The sequence below is a fragment of the Extibacter muris genome (assembly GCF_004345005.1).
Classification (GTDB): Bacteria; Bacillota; Clostridia; order Lachnospirales; family Lachnospiraceae; genus Extibacter; species Extibacter muris.
In genome coordinates, this window is the sequence record NZ_SMMX01000005.1 from 111597 (window position 1) to 127262 (window position 15666).

Here is a 15666-nt window from a genome sequence, read left to right on the forward strand (position 1 = left end):
GAACAAATTCAATGGATAATATGATTCTAAAAAAGTATCAAGAAATATCAGCATATGAGTATAAGTTTCCAGGGGTATCTTTTGAATCGGCATTAGGCGAAATACTTAAGCTATCTGTACCAGATGTATATATGTATGAAGATATTTTGTATTCAAATAATGCGTTATTGTTAAGTATGCTATGTGATGTACTATCGTCACAAAAGATTGTTGATGAAACTGAAAATGGAATTGCGTCTGTTACTTTTATTTTGGAGCAATATATAAAAAAGACCATAGGTAAGGTGTTCAAGGATCATCTAACTTGTCAAGGTGTAGATGTTTGGAAAGATACGAAAAGAGTTGCTCAATGGATGTATAGAAATGGGGAAAAGAGTATTGATGAGAATAGCCTACTTTCGGTAATTAAAACAGGAGAAAATTTTCTTCTATCCATGATACAGATGGGTTTTATGGATTGCTATGAAAGAGATAATAAAAAGCAATATTATTTTGTTATTGATTCTTTGACAGATTTTTTGATTGCTCGTTCCTTATTTGAAGATATCGGGGAGAAAAATTACGAGGAAAAGATTAGTATTATAAAATCAAAAGTAGAGTCTTTGTATAATCTTGAAGAAGCCTTGATTATAGCAATATTCGATAATATGTCTCCGGATTATGAGAAAATAAAGGACTTATTAATTGGTACAGAACTAATTGAGAACTTGGATTTTAATACATTGGTTAAAGTTCATTTTAAACAAGATGATATTGCAACTTTTCTGAGGATGTTTAAACCCATTGATCATAGTACATTATTGCAGGCGATGGGGGGATATACTGACAAACCATTTAACTGTAGCAATTACTTATTTAATTATTATTGTGCAAGTCGTGAAAGATTATGTGATTTGTCAAACACATTGGCAGGGTATCATTTCCAAAATGGGATAAAGAATAGGCTGAAAAATGTATTGTACTTTACAACATTAAATGACAGAGAAGACAGAAGAGACGATGAGGCCTTTTATTTGGGATTGCTCTGTTGTGCAGCACCTAATAAAGATGTTAGATGTTTGGCAATGAAACTACTATATGAGGTGGTTTCAAAGAATGAAGGCTATGTTGATAGACTTATTATTGAATATGAAAGAATTTTTGACTTCTATATACAAGAAGCTATTATTTATGTTCTAAGCCAAATAAAAAAAGATAACGGCAAAATTCTAGACTTTTATAATAAGATTATCGAAAAGCAGGATAATCTGACTGCAAAAAGCATTCGCAGAATTTCAACTTATTTTGGTAATCCTTACTCTTATATTAAGTGGAACAGGAAAAACTTATTTAAATATAATAAAGATGCTATTGTTTCAGATTATTTGAATGACATATTATTTAGCGTTGATCTTATGAATAAAGATTTTTTGCCATTCAGATATTGGGGAAAAGATCATATAGATATGTATACTCGTTTTCTTATAAACGATAAGCATGAAATAGAAAAAATAAACGACTATCTATGCAGAAAATATTCTTGCGTTCGCGGTGGGAATTGTAGTGGATTAATGGCATTTGAAAAAATGATTATGCCAGAGATAAAACCAATGGCAGAGATTGAAACAATGGATATGAATTCTTTTTTGGAAAGCTTTGAAACTGTTTTTAGATATGTTTTTGAATATTTCAACATTCCAGTGGATAGAAAATCTATGAATATGCGGGAAGAAGATTTCCGTCATTCTGTATATATGAAGTGTGTAGATATTGCAACAGGTTTGTATTATGGAAGCTTGATGTGTAACTACTATACCAATCAGTTTGCTACATACAATAATAATCAGAATAGTATTGGATATGAGGTGTATGACCCTTTGGAATATGGAGAAGATGTTATTATTACAGCACCAATTCCAACGTATCAGGATTTTATAGAAAGACTGGGGGATTATGTAATAAACTCAATAGAGATACCTGTGTCACGTGATATTCATTGGGTACGAAATGCCGAACTAACAAGAAGAAATGTATTGCATATTCTTGAAAAAATAGAATTAAAACATCAAGAATGGGTAATACTGGCTTGCAGAGTATCGTTGCATGAGGAAGATAACTATGATACGAAATGGAGAGATACATATGATGTGTGGTGTTGTACTTCGGAAAATGAAACAATCAATAATGATGGCAATGCTCGATATTTGACTATTGAATTGGAAGAATATCTTGGTGAACTAAAGGCGTATCCAGACAATACTTTAAAACCTTGGCTTTGCAAGGATGTAAAGAACATCAATAGTCAGTCTGAAGTTTTTGAGAATACGTCATTGGTTCTGCCGCCATCAGAAATTATTAGTTTTTTTAATCTTAAATTGAATGTTTCAGATTTATCATGGGAAACTCAAGAGAAGGAAAAAGTGATAATATGCAACAATAATAAGAATTCATATTATAGAGACCCTATCGGTGGAACTGTATTTATTCGCAAAGATTTTTTGGATAAGTTTCTTGAAGAACATACAGTTAAGTATTTTGCTTTTACGGAGCGACTAATTCCAGAAACAGGTTATGCAGATGAAACTTCTTTACATTTTGAAATTATAAATGGAAAGATTGTAAAAGAGATTAAAAATGCTGGTGGTTATGGTAGACGGAATAGTGAAAGTAATCCATTGTGTTCGGTATGTCCACATACCAATATTATCGAAAACGAGTCAGACGATTCCCAGCTTTCTGACGTAGAATGGCTTAATAATATGCTTGTTAAATATGGAATTGTAGATGATATTGATACGATTGACGAGAAAGATTTTTAGTACTAAGGAAATTCTTCATAAAGAAATACAGCTTATTGGCAAGATTCCTACTTTGGGCGAAGAAGACCAGTTAAAGTTGCGGATGTTGGTAAAGCCTTTATTGATTTTAAACGGTGACACTGTGCTTGGTGGATTCAAGGAAACAAAGTGAACGAAAAAATTGATTATTAATATATCTATAGATAAACAGTTGTTACTGAATGTCTGAAATTATGGGATATCATGTTTGAAAAGCAGATGGGTTCTATAGGAGTGCTTAGTTAAAAATTAATAGAACGATGGAGGTTTGCAGATGCAAAATGATAAAGATAATTCCAATATTGTCGCAAATGATATTATTATATATCAAACGGAAGATGGACATACCAAAATTGATGTTAAATTAGAAGACGAAACAGTTTGGCTTACGCAGGCGCAATTATGTGAGCTCTACCAAACCAGCAAATCTAATATCAGCGAGCATATTAAGCACATTTTCGAAGAGGAAGAACTGGAGGAAGATACAGTTGTTCGGAAATTCCGAACAACTGCGGTTGATGGGAAAAAATATAATATAATCCACTATAATCTTGATATGATTATTTCTCTTGGATATAGGGTGAAATCTAAAATTGCTACAAATTTTCGCCGTTGGGCTACCGAACGCCTTAAAGAGTATATGATAAAAGGCTTTACAATGGACGATGAACGGCTGAAAAATCTGGGTGGTGGTAATTACTGGAAAGAGTTATTAGACCGTATACGTGATATTCGTTCCTCTGAGAAGGTTATGTATCGTCAGGTGCTTGATTTGTATGCAACAAGTGTTGATTATAACCCAAAGAGCAGTGAATCTATTGCATTTTTTAAAATGGTGCAAAACAAATTACATTATGCAGCACATGGACATACAGCAGCGGAAGTTATATATGAGCGTGCAGATGCAAGTCAGCCTTTTATGGGATTAAAGAGTTTTTCTGGTGATTTTCCTGCATTAAAAGATATAAGTATTGCAAAGAATTATCTCAATGATGAAGAATTAAAAATTCTAAATAATATCGTATCAGGTTACTTTGATTTTGCGGAAATTCAGGCTATGCGTCATAATCCTATGTATATGGCAGATTACGTGGAGCATCTGGATAATGTTTTAAGAACTACAGGTGAAAAAGTATTGCAAGGGGCAGGGACAATTAGTCATGCACAGGCAATCGAGAAAGCGACAAAAGAGTATAGAAAGTACCAAGCACATAATTTGTCTCCAGTTGAAGAAGAGTATTTGGAAAGTATTAAAAATCTTCACAGCACAGTGAAGAAAAATGGTAATAACTGATAGAGAAAATATGCTCTCACATAAATGAAAAAGCCAAAGAGATATTTGGAGGGGGAAACAGTGTACATATAAGTTTGGACAATGATACTCATGTTGAGACTGTCTGCCTCTTGGGCAACCGAAATGCAAAGCCGGATACCCGTGTTAAACTTAGCGTAGACACAGAAGAACTACAGAGAGTGAAGAACGGAGAAGAAATTTAATACACTGAACTTATAGAAGAGAACTGTTAGTGCGTCAAAGCATTAGCAGTTCTTTTTTTGCGCGAGTAACAATCGCTGGTAAATTGTGTGCCTCGGTCACTATGGATAATAGCCCCTCCAAGAGATGGATACGCCGTAAGAGCATTTTCCAGTGTACGGACACATAACTCCGCTTTCATGTTCGTATCCATTGCAGGACCGAGAACAGCAAGATCAAAACAGTCGTAGATTGCTGATACATACAGTTTGCCATCGGATGCTTTGATCTCCGTGATATCTGTGACACACTTTTGAAGTGGGCATCCGAATGGAATTCCCGTTTCAGTAAGTCATCCGATTTCATGGCTTCCCGATCAGCTTTTGTAATCCCGTTTGGCTTCCTCCAGAAACTCGTTTTCCTCTTTCAAGCGGCGGATTTCCTTATCTTGGTCTTTAACGCGCTTACGGAGCATTGTGATTTCTTCGGTCAGACTCATTGCACTGGCAGGTGTATGGGCGCCTACGCCGATGTCCAGTTTCCCGTTTCTGACTGCTTTAAGCCATGTATGAACGGTTCCCTCAGGAATCCCTAATTCCTTAGCAGCCTTATCGCCACCGATTTCTTTTGCCAGTTTTACCGCCTGTACTTTGAATTCATGATCATATTTACGTGCCACTTTTAGTACCTCTTCGAGAAGATTAAAGACAGGAACCCAGTATTTACCTGTGGATTCCATACAGGCATCATGGCAATCATTGTCGAGAAGCCATTGCTTGAATTCAAGAATTGAATTGTTAAAGGTGGAAAAGCGCTTCTTTTGGTAAGAGGACTCAATACCACCGGTAGTTTTGACGATTGTGGCAACGAGAAATGATTTGCGAACATCGACACCACAACAGATTTGGTAAGTAACTTTCATAGTCAGACTCCTTTCGTAAAAGATAAGAAGCCATTGACTGAACTGCCGCACAATTAAACTAAGGCGTTTAAACAATTCTTAGTGTACGGATTCGTGATGCCACTTATTTGTGCTTGAAAAGGCAGAACTTACACTGATTAAAATGCTGTCTAAAACGAAGAAAGTTGTTACAACTCCTCCTCCCGTGCTTTGTAGTGTAGTTTCTTGCAAACTATTTTACAGCACAACGTAGAGAGTTGAAACACTTTCATTACTATTTGTGCCGCCAGCCGAAGGCGGCGGAATGGAGATTAATATGAAAAAAGGGATGGAAAGTTAGCTTCCATCCTATTTTTTTAACATACGCCAAAGTGTACTCCGGCTGATTCCCAGTCGTTTGGCGGTTTTTTCTTTATTTCCTTTTTCTTGCTCTAATACAATTTGGACAATCTGATTGTTCATTTCGTCCAAAGTAAGAGAAAGATCAAATCCATGATTCTTGCCGGATGTCTTTTCGTCCGGTTCATTAGCAAGTACATTTTTCACATCTTCGTAAGATATATAAGGTGTTTTTGTGATAATAACAAGTTCTTTGATTACATGATGCAGCTGATCTAAGTTATTAGGCCAAGAGAATGCAAGCATCAGATCTTTTGCTTCGGTTTCAAAACCAATGATCTGTTTTCCTGTAGAGACATTCATCCGGTGGATGTATAAGGCGGTGATACTTGGAAGATCCTGAATGCGTTCACGCAGTGGAGGAAGTCGTAGTGTCAGACAGGATAATTTGTTCTCCAGATAAGTCCGGCAGACTTCTGTCTGGTCGTTCTCTCTGGAGTTCAGAATCAGGGAGAAAATCAGACGATTCCTTTTTGCCAGGTCTGAATTATCTATATAATTAAAAAGCCCCTCCAGTTGCACTTTTGATAATGAGCCGGGATTCTTGATGTAGATTGTTGTGTTGACATTGGTAAATGGAGAACTGTCGCTGTTCATTAGAGCGTTCCATTTACGTTCGCCCATAAGTTCACAGTTGATGATATAAAGCGGGTAGGAACTGTAATTCCCGGTTTCGTATAAATGTTTGGCGATTTTATCTTTGCCTGTGCCATTTTCTCCGACAATCAATACGGGAAGTGTACTTTTGGAGTATTTCTCGATCATATGTGCGGTATTCCCGACTTTATGAGAACTACTGTATTCATTGGCGAAACCATCTCCTTCCTGATCTAAACTGTTATAGATCGTGAGACCCATATCATCTTCAGAAAGGATCGCAGCCTGCTGATGAATCGTGATCGCTGTATATTTCTGGTCTTCGTAGTAAATATGCCGGTTGCTTAGAATATAGATTTGGTCTCGGATTTGTCTGGTCACAGTCTGATCCGGGACTTTTAGGAATGCTTTCAGGTAAGTTTCTATCAGATTCATAAGGGTGGTATTCTCCTCATCAACAGACAGGCTGGAGAACCACAGGGTTCCTGCTGGGTTGAAGATGAGAAATTCTCGTTCTTCGCCGGTAAGGAGTTCTTGGAACAAATCTTTTTGTTTGTGGACATGTTCGGAAGAGCGTACCAGTTTCACGGCTTCATCTATTGCGGAAGTGATACTTTCTGTACCAGATGAGATCAGGATAGAATTCATGCCAAGTTTCTGCGCGGCTTTAGAGCCGACCATATCGCAAAGGACAAGTGTGCATCCCTCCTTCTGTGCCTTACGCAGTGCCGGAACAGTATCGGTCTCATTGGTAAATGTAATGATATCAATATCGTACTGTAACAGGTCACAGAGTACTTTGGAGCAGTTTGTTATGGCAGAGAAGCCGGCAATGATGAATTTGCCGGAGTAATTCTCGGCAAGTTTGATGGTGCGCAGTACGTCATAGACGGAGATGGGGATGTCAATAACCGGAAGTTCTACATTCGAGCGGATCAGTTCTGCGGTACCGCCACGGGATATGATGACGTCATAATTATTGTGGGCAAGCTCTACTGCAATTCGTTTCCCGGTATCCAGGTCTCCGGTCTGTACAGTCATGCGGATATCGTCACGGGATTGTGCAATGGCAGAGATGGCATCCGCCATGCCTTCGTACGGTGCCACTGCAAGGATTTTGGTTTTCTGCATAAATATTCCTCCTGGATTGTCAATAGTAAGTGTTTTGTCTGGAAATAGAACATAGTGTTTCTATATTCTGTCTCAAAAATCATTTCATAGGCAAGTATATTATTATGATAAATTGAAATGTTTTAAAATGCAACAAAAATATTAATAATGGTTTCGAAATTAAACAATATTTAATAAAAACTAAATTGTAGATTGCTGCAAATAGCAGTATGATATAGAAAATTAAAAAATAACTTGTAAATGTTTCGAAATTAAACAAAGGAGGAAAAATGAGTTATCAGATTAAAATACCACCATATACATGCGGAGGAGAAGGATGTATTGAAAATGTACCGGCAATCATCGAGAAGGAACGTGTAAAGAAGATAATAGTCTTTACAGATAGAGGTATCAGAACAACCGGTCTTTTGGATGTGCTGACAAAGATTCTTGATGGAGTAGATGTAGAATATCAGATATTCGATGATCTCACTCCTGAACCGGCTTATCAAGATGTAGAAAGAGTAATGGATGAGGCGGCGCGTTACGAAGGTGACTTCATTATTGCAATCGGTGGAGGAAGTGTTATGGACGCAGCAAAACTCTGCAGCGTATTAAAAGGAGCGCCTTACACAGTGAAAGACCTTTTGGAAGATCCTGCAATTGCTAAGAAACAGATTAAGACACTTATGATCCCGACAACCTGCGGAACCGGATCAGAGGCAACATGCAACGCCATTGTAGCAATTCCGGAAGAACAATCAAAGAGGGGAATCGTTAATGACGATATGATTCCGGATTATGTATTCCTCGATCCCCAGATGATCAAGAGACTTCCAAAATCCATTATCGCTGCAACAGGCGTTGATGCACTGGCTCATGTGGTAGAGTGTTTTACATCTAAGAAAGCGACACCATTCTCCGATACATATGCAATGGCAGGAGCAAAACTGATTTTTCACAACATCAGAGAAGCCTACAATGACGCTGACAACATGGAAGCAAAGAACAATATGATGCTTGGAGCATTCTACGGTGGCGTTGCGATTGCAGGAAGCGGCACAACAGCAGTACATGCACTGTCTTATCCATTAGGCGGCAAATACCACATTGCACACGGTGTATCCAATGCGATTCTTTTTGCACATGTGATGGATTTTAACAAAGATGCATGCAAAGACAGACTTGCGCTGTTATGTGACGGAGTATTTCCGGAATTTTCAACTAAGAGTGTTGACGAGAAAGCTGATTACATGATCGAACAGATTGCCGGTATCGTGAAAGTTACGAATATTCCTACAGACCTGAATGAATTCGGTGTGAAGATGGAAGACCTTGATTTCCTTGTACAGGCAGGAAGTGATCAGAAGAGGCTTCTGGTAAACAACATGAAAGAACTTTCAATGGATGACATAAGAAACATTTACCTGAAAGTATTAAGATAAGCAGATTGATTTACAAAGAAAGGAATTTGAACATGGCAAAGAAACCGATTATAGGAATTACAATGGGTGACCCTGCAGGAAACGGATCAGAGATCTCGGTAAAAGCACTTGCCGATTCATCAATTTACGAGAAATGCAATCCGATTATTATAGGTGATGCGAACTGTATGGAGAAAGCAGTCAGGATCCTCGGTAAAGAAGATGAGATCAAGATTCGTGTAGTAGAAGATGTAAAAGATGCATTGTTCCGGTTCGGAACGATTGATGTCTATGATATGAAACTGGTAGATATCGAAAAGCATATGTATGGTAAAGTTTCCAAAATGTGCGGAGAAGCAGCTTTCCAGTATGTTGTAAAAGTTATCGAACTTGCAATGAAGAACGAGATCGATGCAACTGTTACCAATGCGATCTGTAAAGAGGCTATCAACATGGCTGGCCATCATTATTCCGGACATACAGAGATTTATGCAGATTATACACATACAAACAAGTATACTATGATGCTTGCACATGGCGATTTAAGGGTTGTGCATGTATCTACCCATGTATCTCTCAGGCAGGCATGCGATAAAGTCAAGAAAGACCGTGTGCTTGAATGCATCAGAATTGCCAATAACGCATGTAAGGCAATCGGGCTTAGGGAACCGAGGATCGGAGTAGCCGGATTGAACCCACACTGCGGAGAAAATGGTATGTTCGGTACAGAAGAGGTCGAAGAGATCCAGCCAGCAATCGACGAGGCAATGGCAGAAGGAATCAATATTCCGGAAAAGAGACCGACGCCTCCGGATTCTATTTTCTCAAAGGCAATCGGCGGATGGTATGACATTGTAGTTGCAATGTACCATGACCAGGGGCACATCCCGCTTAAGGTTGTTGGATTTCAATATAACAAGGAACTGAAGAAATGGGATGCTGTATCAGGTGTCAATGTTACACTTGGTATTCCAATTATCAGAGTTTCCGTAGATCATGGAACAGGATTCGATCTTGCAGGAACAGGAGAATGCAACCCAATCAGCCTTGTGAACTCTATTGATTATGCTATCCGGCTTGCAGAAAACAAACAATAGCAGGAGGAAAAAGACGTGGTAAAACTGTTAATAATAGCTGACGATTTTACCGGTGCTTTGGATACAGGAATTCAGTTTAAAAAATGTGGAATCAGTACCCAGGTTTTTACTAAAACCAAATTAGAGAATAGTGAAATTAAAACTGATACAGAAGTTCTTGTAATAGACAGTGAAACAAGACCATTGTCAAAAGAAGAGGCTTATCTCCAGGTGAGAAAAATTACGAGTTGGGCGCTTTCCATGGGCGTTGAGATCATTTTTAAGAAAACAGATTCTGCGCTCAGAGGAAATATCGGAGCAGAACTGAAGGCCGTTTCCGATGCGGCAGGAGAAGCATCAGTATTCTTTCTGCCGGGTTATCCTGATATTCACAGAATTACAAAGAACGGAACACATTATATTGATGGCGAATTGTTAGAGAATAGTGTGTTTGGCAAAGATCCATTTGAACCAGTAAAAAGGTCGTACATACCGGATATCATCCATGACCAGAGTGATATCAGCGCAGTGAATATCCTCGTCGGGGAGGAACTCCCGGAGACGGGGAAGAATATAGCGGAGATCATCGTATGTGATACGGTCAGCACGGAAGATATCGATAAAAGACTGGATGAGATGGCTGAAAAAAAATGTTTAAAACTGATGGCAGGATGTGCAGGACTGGCAGACAGACTGGTTGAAAAACTTGAGTTCAACCGGAAAGAGAAGATGCGGTTCAGAAAAACAGACAGTATGTATGTGGCATGCGGAAGCATGAACAAAATCACAGAAAACCAATTGGACTATGCGGAGAAGAACGGCGGATTCGCAAGAGTCCATCTGTCAATGGAGCAGAAACTGATGCCTGAATATTATACAACAGCGCAGGGAAAAAGTTTTATGAATGAAATTGTAGAACTTTGCAGGATGAAGAAAAAAGTGATTGTGGATACATTTGATCTGGATGATTCGAAAGAACAGTTTATGAGAGAGCATGAGATCAGACCGAAATCGGTACGATTTAGAATCTCAGATTCTCACGGGTGTATCGTGAATGAGATTGTCCGTCATAATGTGGATGTTACCATTTTGATGACAGGTGGCGACACCCTGATGGGCTATATGAAACAGATTGGATGTACACAGATAGAACCACTGTGTGAGATCGAGCAGGGAGTTGTAGTTTCCAGCATCGAGTGTGGCGGAAGATTTGTGCAGGTAATTTCAAAATCAGGCGGATTCGGAACGGAAGACATCATGTGCCGGATCGCTGAAAAAGTAATAAATAAAGAATCATAATATTTCAGCAATGAAAGGAGAACTTATCATGAAAAAAGTGAAACTGAAAGGAATCATTACACCTATCTTAACACCAATGAAAGAAGATGAAAGTGTAAACACAGAGGAACTTCGTAATCAGATTGAGCGTCTGATTGACGGCGGTGTACATGGTATCTTTCCATTTGGAACAAATGGCGAGGGATATATCTTAAACGAGAATGAGAAAGTGGAAGTTCTTGAAGCAGCTATCGATCAGGTAAAAGGAAGAACTCCGGTTTATGCAGGATCAGGATGCATCTCTACAGCAGATACCATCCGTATGAGCAAGAAAGCCGAACAACTTGGAGCAGATGTGCTTTCAATCATTACACCAAGTTTTGCGGTAGCATCGCAGAAAGAGTTATATGATCATTATGTAGAGGTCGCAAAACACGTAGATACACCCATCGTACTTTACAACATTCCTGCACGTACAGGGAACAGACTTCTTCCAGAGACGGTTGCAAAACTTGCCAAAGATGTAGATATCATCATTGGTGCAAAAGATTCAAGCGGTGACTGGGAGAACTTAAAAGCATACATTCATATGACACAGGATCTGGACAAAGATTTCTATGTATTGTCAGGAAATGATTCGCTGATCCTTCCATCTCTGCAAGAAGGTGGGTTCGGCGGTATCGCAGGATGCTCTAATGTATATCCTCATGTATTATCTTCTATCTACAACCTCTTCAAAGAAGGAAAGATCGAAGAAGCAGAGGCGGCTCAGGAGTCCATTGCAAGTTTCCGTGCAGTATTCAAATACGGCAATCCAAACACTGTAGTTAAGAAAGCGGTTGCAATGCTTGGATATCCTGTAGGAGAATGCCGTAGACCGTTTAATTATCTGTGTACTGAAGGTGTTGAGGCGTTGAAGGAAGTATTGAAAGAAAATGCTGACAGAGGTATGAACTGATTTGTAACATATTTGAAATAGCAGGCATTCGCAATATGCCAGTTAAAAATAAGAAAAGTGAGGAATGAAACATGAAATTCGTAATGACACAGGCTGTGTGCCCGGAAGGTCTTCAGATGCTAGATGGTGTCGCAGACATTTACGTAGCGGATGACCAGGATCCGAACAACTATCTGGACGAGATGAAAGATGCAGACGCCCTGATCGTAAGAATTGCTCAATGTGATGGACATGCAATTGAGAATAGCCCGAACTTAAAGGTAATCGGACGTACCGGTGTTGGATATGATTCTGTAGATGTGAAGACGGCCACCGCACATGGTATCCCAGTAGTTGTTACACCGGGAGCCAATAACAGAAGTGTGGCGGAACATGCAGTAGCAATGATGTTTGCGCTTTCCAAGAATCTCGTAGAGGCGCAGTGGGAAATGTGCAGAGGCAACTGGGAGATCCGTGGAGCCAGGAAAGCATTCGAACTGGAAGGCAAGACTGTCGGAATCTTAGGACTTGGAGCAATCGGACGTGAGACAGCGAAGATCTGTGAAGGATGCGGAATGAAAGTGGCGGCTTATGACCCGTTCTTGTCCAAAGAAAAGGTGGAAGGATTCGGAGCAGAATATTATGAGAATTATGAAGATCTCTTAAAAGCAAGCGATGTGGTATCCATCCATGTACCACTTACAGATGAGACAAGAAATATGATCGCTAAGGAACAACTTTCCGAGATGAAAAAGACAGCACTTATCATTAACTGTAGCCGTGGCGGAATCATCAACGAAGTTGATTTGGTAGACGCATTAAAGGCAGGAGAGATCGCAGGGGCAGGAACAGACGTATTCTGTAATGAACCTCCGCAGACCGGTGATCCGCTTATGAACTGCCCGAATCTGATCGTAAGTCCTCATTCGGCAGCACAGACAAGAGAAGCAGTAATCAAGATGGCTCAAATGTGCGTGAAAGGATGCCTGGCAGTAGCAGAAGGTAAGAAATGGCCATTCGTAGCAGATAAGTCAGTATATGATCATGAAAAATGGAAAGATGCTGAATGGGCTGAGGTATAGAGATTAAGGAGATTATGAGAATCGTAAAAATTCTGTAAATACAGGAGAGATGATAGAAGTAATTTTCAGGTTAGAAAAACAAGAGAGAAAAAATACGTGGGGAAACGGAGAAGAAAACTATGAGTTCAAGTATTATAGCAATTATAATTGCGGCAATCACAATTGTATTGTTCATGTGGAACAAACTTCCGATGAGTGCTGTAGCAATGGGAAGTTCAGTAGCAATGGGAATTTTTATTCCCGAAATGGATCTGTCTGCAGTATATGCTGGATTCAGTGCACCAGGATGGGCAATGGTAGTCGGCATGTGTATCGTAAGTGCTGCGCTTTTTGAGACCGGTGTTGCACAGGATATCGGTGAAAAGATTGGAAATTCGTTTCTGGCAAAGACTGAACGTAGGTTTATCGTAACAGTAAGTGCAGTATGCTGTCTGATGTCAGCATTCATGAGTAACAATGGAACCGTTGCTATTTGGATGCCATTGATTGCAGTTGTAGCAGCAGGATCAAGCGGACGTATCCGTTCTAAGATGGTCATCTTCCCGGCAGGTACAGCGGCCATCATCGGAGGTGCTTGTACATTGGTTGGTTCAACATCGCAGCTTGCAGCAAATGCGGTACTTCAGGGATATGAAGGATACAAAGACGGTATGGGAATGTTCGATATGACAAAGATCATGCTCCCGGCAGCCGTTGTACAGGTTGTTTTCTGGGGGACAATCGGATACACATTATTGAAGAAAGTTCTGAAACCAGAAAGCCCGGACTTCAATGAAGGAAATATGTATGCAGATGCGCCAGCAGTAGAAGAAAAAGCAGCAGAAGATCCGGTAGTTAAGCAAAAAGGTCATATCGCAGCATTTACAATGCTGCTTTGCATCTTCCTATTCGTAGCAAGTGGATTTGCGCCATTTAATAAATGTTTTAACATCGGTGTTATCGGTATGTTAGGTGCAGCAATTGTTCTTGGAACCAGATGTATTTCGGTAAAAAAAGCATACTCGGATCTTCCTTGGGACGTACTGATTACAATCGGTGGTATCGGCGGACTTGGAACAGGTCTTGACGTATCTGGTGGCGGAGCCCTTATCGCTAACGGAGTGCTGAATCTCTTTGGTGGAAAGAATGCGTCTGTAGTTGTTCTTACAATCGTAATTGCAGTATTAACAAGTGTACTGACAAATTTTATGTCAAACAACGCAACAGCAGCTATGTTGAGTCCAATCGCCATCGCAATGGCACTGGGACTTGGAATCAGCCCTCTACCGTGGGTAATCGTAATTGCAGCTTGCTCCAACCTGGCAATTGCAACATCGTACGGAACAGCTGTTAACATGCAGATCTTACCGGCAGGATATAAGTTCTCTGACTTCGTTAAAATCGGCGGACCACTGCTTATCATATTGATCGCAGTCGTAACTGTAAGTTCAGTTGCATTCCTCTTTTAAAAGTTGAATATGCCGCATGGTGGGAAGTATAGAATACGCTATACTTCCTGTTGTGCGTTATTTTGCTATAATAGTAAACTTGCAGTTTCTTCCCCATGTAGCTGCAAAAGTATAAAATAATATTGGATTATATATAATCTGTTCACCTGTAATAAAAGATAATGTTGCAAAAAAATTGAGGGAACAGAAGATAAAGTGTAAAAGAATGGAGAATGTGTATGTCAATAAAATCGGAATATCAGGATTATTTGGAACGACAAGAAAAAATCAAAAGTAAAAGTACAGGAAAATTCTGGATAAATCAAGAGAGCCGTTATGTAAAACCATTTCAGATTTACGGAAATCTGTATTATGTCGGAGACAGCTGGGTATGCGTACATATCGTAGATACGGGAGATGGCCTGCTTATGTTTGATGCAGGAAACTGTGGCGCTCAGGCAATGCTGATTCAGTCCATCTGGGAAATGGGATTTAATCCGGCAGATGTAAAATGGATCATTCTTTCCCACGGCCATGCGGATCATTTTGGAGCGGTCAATTTCTTTAAAAATATGTTCGGCACGAAAATATATATGGGCGAACCAGATGTGAAAGCCTTTCACGAACGTCCGGAACTTGCATTGGTACAGGAAAGTGGAAACTGCATGGATACATTATTTGATGCCGACGTTGCAATCAAAGAGGGAGATGTTCTGACATTTGGCAACACTACCATTGAATTCCTTTTGGTACCAGGACATACAAAAGGCTGCATTGCATGTTTCTTTGATGTAACGAATGGTAGAGAAAAAAAGCGTGTCGGTTATTACGGTGGATTTGGCTTTAATACCCTGCAGACTGATTATCTGAAACAAATCGGCGATACCACATTCGAGGCAAGGAAAGAATATTTGAATTCCCTTGAAAAAGTCCGCAATCAAAAAGTAGACCTCTTCATGGGAAACCATACAGATAACGTAGATTTACTGAATAAACGACAGTATATGTTGGAACATCCCGGAGAAAATCCATTTCTTGATGGCGAGGCATGGAAGAAATACCTGGACGGAAAGAAAAAGCAGTTAATGGAATTTTTGTTGTAGGTAATCCGATCAGCCGTTAGATTACGAAAGATAATGATTTTA

Annotated in this window: 11 protein-coding genes and 2 pseudogenes; 9 read left to right on the forward strand and 4 right to left on the reverse strand. The window is 39.5% G+C overall.

What is annotated here, in order from left to right:
- The first annotated feature begins 11 nt into the window (after positions 1–11).
- Entirely contained in the window at positions 12–2798 is a 2787-nt protein-coding gene (locus E1963_RS07670; protein WP_132276850.1) for a hypothetical protein, read from the forward strand.
- Positions 2799–3090: 292 nt separating this feature from the next.
- Complete coding sequence (locus tag E1963_RS07675) at positions 3091–4110, forward strand: virulence RhuM family protein (RefSeq protein WP_132276852.1); 1020 nt, start codon at positions 3091–3093, stop codon at positions 4108–4110.
- Positions 4111–4363: 253 nt separating this feature from the next.
- Here E1963_RS07675 and E1963_RS22595 read toward each other — a convergent pair.
- From E1963_RS22595 to E1963_RS07690, 4 genes and pseudogenes are all read right to left on the reverse strand, one after another.
- Positions 4364–4695: pseudogene (locus E1963_RS22595) on the reverse strand (DDE-type integrase/transposase/recombinase); the annotation flags it as partial.
- The gene (locus E1963_RS22600) at positions 4667–4969 is read right to left on the reverse strand and encodes a transposase (RefSeq protein WP_262201688.1); all 303 of its coding nucleotides are present in this window, start codon (positions 4967–4969) and stop codon (positions 4667–4669) included. The pseudogene E1963_RS22595 and the gene E1963_RS22600, both read right to left, overlap by 29 nt.
- A 5-nt stretch (positions 4970–4974) precedes the next feature.
- Positions 4975–5212 (reverse strand): annotated as a pseudogene (locus tag E1963_RS22605) (IS110 family transposase); the annotation flags it as partial.
- A gap of 327 nt (positions 5213–5539) precedes the next feature.
- Positions 5540–7318 carry a sigma-54-dependent transcriptional regulator gene (locus E1963_RS07690; RefSeq protein ID WP_132276854.1) on the reverse strand — a complete coding sequence of 593 codons (1779 nt, stop codon included), beginning with the start codon at positions 7316–7318 and terminating at the stop codon, positions 5540–5542.
- Positions 7319–7587: 269 nt separating this feature from the next.
- On the opposite strand from E1963_RS07690, the gene E1963_RS07695 reads away from it, so the two are divergent.
- From E1963_RS07695 to E1963_RS07725, 7 genes are all read left to right on the forward strand, one after another.
- Entirely contained in the window at positions 7588–8742 is a 1155-nt protein-coding gene (locus E1963_RS07695; protein ID WP_132276856.1) for an iron-containing alcohol dehydrogenase, read from the forward strand.
- A 32-nt stretch (positions 8743–8774) separates the two neighbouring features.
- Positions 8775–9818, forward strand: coding sequence for a 4-hydroxythreonine-4-phosphate dehydrogenase PdxA (gene pdxA, locus E1963_RS07700; protein ID WP_132276858.1), 1044 nt, complete (start codon positions 8775–8777; stop codon positions 9816–9818).
- 15 nt (positions 9819–9833) lie between these two features.
- On the forward strand, positions 9834–11096 hold the full coding sequence (locus tag E1963_RS07705; protein WP_132276860.1) for a four-carbon acid sugar kinase family protein: 1263 nt from the start codon (positions 9834–9836) through the stop codon (positions 11094–11096).
- Between the two features lie 28 nt (positions 11097–11124).
- Positions 11125–12033 (forward strand): 4-hydroxy-tetrahydrodipicolinate synthase, encoded by a 909-nt coding sequence (gene dapA / locus E1963_RS07710; protein WP_132276862.1) that lies wholly within the window; start codon positions 11125–11127, stop codon positions 12031–12033.
- Between the two features lie 71 nt (positions 12034–12104).
- Positions 12105–13094: a hydroxyacid dehydrogenase gene (locus E1963_RS07715; protein ID WP_132276864.1), complete on the forward strand. Its 990-nt coding sequence runs from the start codon at positions 12105–12107 to the stop codon at positions 13092–13094.
- Positions 13095–13213: 119 nt separating this feature from the next.
- Positions 13214–14542, forward strand: a complete 1329-nt coding sequence (locus E1963_RS07720; RefSeq protein ID WP_132276866.1) for an SLC13 family permease — start codon at positions 13214–13216, stop codon at positions 14540–14542.
- A 218-nt stretch (positions 14543–14760) separates the two neighbouring features.
- On the forward strand, positions 14761–15624 hold the full coding sequence (locus tag E1963_RS07725) for an MBL fold metallo-hydrolase (protein ID WP_243117633.1): 864 nt from the start codon (positions 14761–14763) through the stop codon (positions 15622–15624).
- Positions 15625–15666: the final 42 nt, after the last annotated feature.

What these genes read in the sequence shown, in the direction of transcription:
- E1963_RS07670 (WP_132276850.1), top strand. Translation starts at nt 12, where the DNA reads ATGGATAATATGATTCTAAAAAAGTATCAAGAAATATCAGCATATGAG.
- E1963_RS07695 (WP_132276856.1), top strand. Translation starts at nt 7,588, where the DNA reads ATGAGTTATCAGATTAAAATACCACCATATACATGCGGAGGAGAAGGA.
- dapA (WP_132276862.1), top strand. Translation starts at nt 11,125, where the DNA reads ATGAAAAAAGTGAAACTGAAAGGAATCATTACACCTATCTTAACACCA.
- E1963_RS07675 (WP_132276852.1), top strand. Translation starts at nt 3,091, where the DNA reads ATGCAAAATGATAAAGATAATTCCAATATTGTCGCAAATGATATTATT.
- E1963_RS07715 (WP_132276864.1), top strand. Translation starts at nt 12,105, where the DNA reads ATGAAATTCGTAATGACACAGGCTGTGTGCCCGGAAGGTCTTCAGATG.
- E1963_RS07725 (WP_243117633.1), top strand. Translation starts at nt 14,761, where the DNA reads ATGTCAATAAAATCGGAATATCAGGATTATTTGGAACGACAAGAAAAA.
- E1963_RS07690 (WP_132276854.1), bottom strand. Translation starts at nt 7,318, where the DNA reads ATGCAGAAAACCAAAATCCTTGCAGTGGCACCGTACGAAGGCATGGCG.
- pdxA (WP_132276858.1), top strand. Translation starts at nt 8,775, where the DNA reads ATGGCAAAGAAACCGATTATAGGAATTACAATGGGTGACCCTGCAGGA.
- E1963_RS07720 (WP_132276866.1), top strand. Translation starts at nt 13,214, where the DNA reads ATGAGTTCAAGTATTATAGCAATTATAATTGCGGCAATCACAATTGTA.